Below are 3,495 nucleotides of genomic sequence, written 5' to 3' on the forward strand. Positions count from 1 at the left end.
TCTCTTGTTGGTGGGCCAACTTTAAAGTACCCTGCGTTCTTAATAGCTTCTGGATTATTAATGTCTAAAGTAAATACATCCGTTACAATATCATCAGTATTTATATGTGATCCTTTTATATTATCTTTAATTGGTTTAAGTAATAAATAGTCCTTTGGAGCTTCAATTTTAATACGATAATCACCATGACGATAAACGTCAATTATATATTCTCCTTTTCCATTTGTTTTTACTTTAATTGGTTTATTTTCTAAATCTTTTGCTGGTGTGCCATCTTTATTTATCAAAGTTACGTTATACGATTTAAACGGTAAGTCATTTTGATCTAAAACATTGTCTCTATTTTTATCCTCAAACACATTTCCTTTCACCTGATAATTCACTAATTCTAAAACTGCATTATTCGATTCCGTAAATAACAGCTGCTTCGATGTTGAAATACCAAACGAATTGACTGCTCTATCATTTTTCTTTTGGCTACTAGGCTTCGGTGTTTTAAACGGTATGCGTACATTCACTTCTTCTTCTGATTTTAAAACATATCCATCTTCCAACTCTATTTTTATCGCTGTTGCCTGGCCATAGTTTCCTAGCGTTGTTACCCATTTTGCCTCTTCTACAAAATTTTTCATTTTTGGAGTAGATGTTGTATAAAAAACCGAATATCCTTTAGGTAAAACTATTGGGGATAATAATTTAATGGAAAAACTTGACTTTCTAGGCACTCGCTTTTGTGTTTCTTTATCGATACTTAATGTCAAATCATCTTCATATGGAAAAATATCCACTGCTGTTAGAGAAGTCACATTTTGTGACGAATTGTTATAAATAGTTAACACATAATTTCCCTCAGCATCGAATTCAGATTTTCCAATACCCGGTAATAATACTTGCGCTCTATCTAGACTTCCCTGAACAGATTTTTTAGCCACTAAAATTTTAGGTGGTTGAAAATTCATCTCACTCTTAGCTTTAATGATATTATCGCTAGTCGATCCATTTTCGCTTAAATCAAAATTGTCTTTTATAATCTCTGACCCTCCACGGTCATCCTTTGGTAAAACTTCATTATTATTCTTCCAGCCTATATAAGCTTCATTATAAATCATTCCAATTTTTGTGTTGATAGTTGGAATAGTATTATACGTGATTTCATGAGTCCGTATATCACTAGAATAAAATAATTTACTTGTTATAGTATTTAACTTCCAAATCAATGCTGTTCGACCAGTGCCTTGATAATTATGAACAATTTGAGGTTCTTTTTTATAATTATCTTTGCCATAATAATCAAAATATCTTTCTTTTAATAACTTTATTTCCCCACTTTTTGAAACATACTCCATTCCTTCAGGAAGTAAATCAACAATTCTAGTCAAATCAATTTGTTTATCCTTTTGTATTTGTTCAGCATAAACATTTATATTGTTTGTCACTTCTTTATTAATAAATAAATATTCACCTTTATCAGAAGTTGTAGAACTTTTTGAAAGAGATAATGTAGGTTTAACTGGAGATAGTATTAATTTCGCTTGGCTTTTTGCTTCAAAATTTTCTGCGCCACTATAATTACCTGCTACAGTCGCTGTATTATTTAATTCTTCAGAATTTTCTCCATCAGTCTTTGTCTTTTCTGGATCTTTAATTTTATGATATAGCTTAATTAATAATGTTTTATTTGGCTTTAGAACGCTAATATGATCTGAATTATTATGCGTTTTAATCATAACACCTTGAACATCACTGTCTAATTCGATTATTTTTTGTTCAGTCTCTAATGAAATATTTTCTTCTATTTTAACTTCTTGATTTCCTTTTTTTACATAAACGTCTAAGGTTCCGTCAAAAATATCTTTTGAAGTTTTAGGCAACACGATTTTTGTGAAAGTTAAACGCTTATCCTGCTCATAATCTTTTATCACAAGATTTTTCAAATCCCTTTTAGGATTTTTACCATTATTTGTAATATTCAATTTCCAAGCCGAATGATAGCTTTTCTTTGCTTCTAAATCATCATAAAGTCCATAATTAGGGCTTTTTTCAAAATTTATCGTATTGTCAATTATAGTTGGCTTTAATTGAAAAGTAATATCGTCATCTAAAACTAAATTTGATTCGTACTTAGGCTTATTCTTAGGCTTTCCAGTAAATTTAATTTTATTTATATATTTTTTTGACAAATCAGCCCCCGGAAATAATAAATTTATTTCTTTCGTACTAAACGTTGTTTTTCCCAACGTGAAATCTTTTTCTTCTTCATATGTTGCTGTATGAGTATCTTTATCGTATATCCATCCTTTATTATACTCTTGTACAAATATGGCTTCTTTTGGCAACTTATCTTCAATTTTATATAATTCATATCTCCGATTTCCAAATCGTGTGATACTATTACTAAATCCTGGAATTGAAAAGTTAAATCGCACGGGAGTTAAATCTTTTGTAGCATTGGTTAAAAACCCCGAACGATTCTCATCAACTTTGCCCGCTTCAGACTTCTTGTCGTCAGAAGAAGTCCAATTTGACCCAATGAAAATTTGCTTATTTGATTCACTGTCTTTTACTTTGTATTTAACTTGGGTTGTTTCTTCTCTTATTAGCTCATTGTCTTGGTTTAAAATCTTAACTCGAACAGGTAAGTGGTAATCATTTGGTGTTAATTCACTATGTGTTGTAATTGTGAATGGAAAATCTACTGAAGTTCCACTTCCTATATTGGTAAATTTATACTTTATAGTGATTTTATCAGCTGTTCTTTCTATTACTGGAGGTGGATAATTGATTTTTTTATTGGATTCAATGTCTGATGCTATTACTCCTTCTTCTTTAACATACTCTGAGGGTAACTCAATGAGAACCGTATAATTTGCAATTACACCTTCGCTTTCACTTGTAGAAAACCCTGTATAAATAAGAGCTTCTTGCCCTGTTAAATATACTTTATCTTGGGGTTTCTGAGCAACTTCAAAACGCGTTAAAAAAGTATTGGAGTTTACTTTTGAATTTTTTTGCTCTCCAATACTTTTATCATCTTTTAAATTTTGAATATTTCTTGCTTTTCCTTCATTTACCGCACTATTTGGTATATTTTCTACTTCACTATCAGTTTCTAAATTAGATTTTTTAGTAATATCTTGACCTTCATTTACCTCATTTTCTCTCTTAGCTTCTGTGCTGATAGAAGTTGTATCTTTAGTAAAAATAGCTTTCTCTTTTGCGTAAATACTTGCAGAGAATAGCGGAATTAATAATTGTATGAACATAACTACTAAGAGTAGTATGGACAAAAATTTATATATTTTATTTGTAACTCTTTTCATATTTTTTCATCACTCCTTCATTTTTAATAATAAATTATAACGTCTTCTTATAATCTATTATTTAATTATATTGCACAAACTTAGATAAAGTCCATATAATTGTGTAAAAGATAAAAGGCCATATAAAGCTCCTTTTACGGTACAATGTTTTTACCAGAAAACCTACCCAGGAGGA

1 protein-coding gene is annotated in these 3,495 nt (G+C 30.0%); it reads right to left on the reverse strand.

Annotated elements, in window-relative coordinates:
- The coding region (locus L866_RS08880; protein WP_035446502.1) for a hypothetical protein at positions 1 to 3,320 on the reverse strand (3,320 nt) is incomplete at its 3' end.
- Between the last annotated feature and the right edge of the window lie 175 nt (positions 3,321 to 3,495).

Origin of the sequence: Atopobacter phocae ATCC BAA-285 (assembly GCF_000526675.1) — a bacterium.
Taxonomy (GTDB): domain Bacteria; phylum Bacillota; class Bacilli; order Lactobacillales; family Aerococcaceae; genus Atopobacter; species Atopobacter phocae.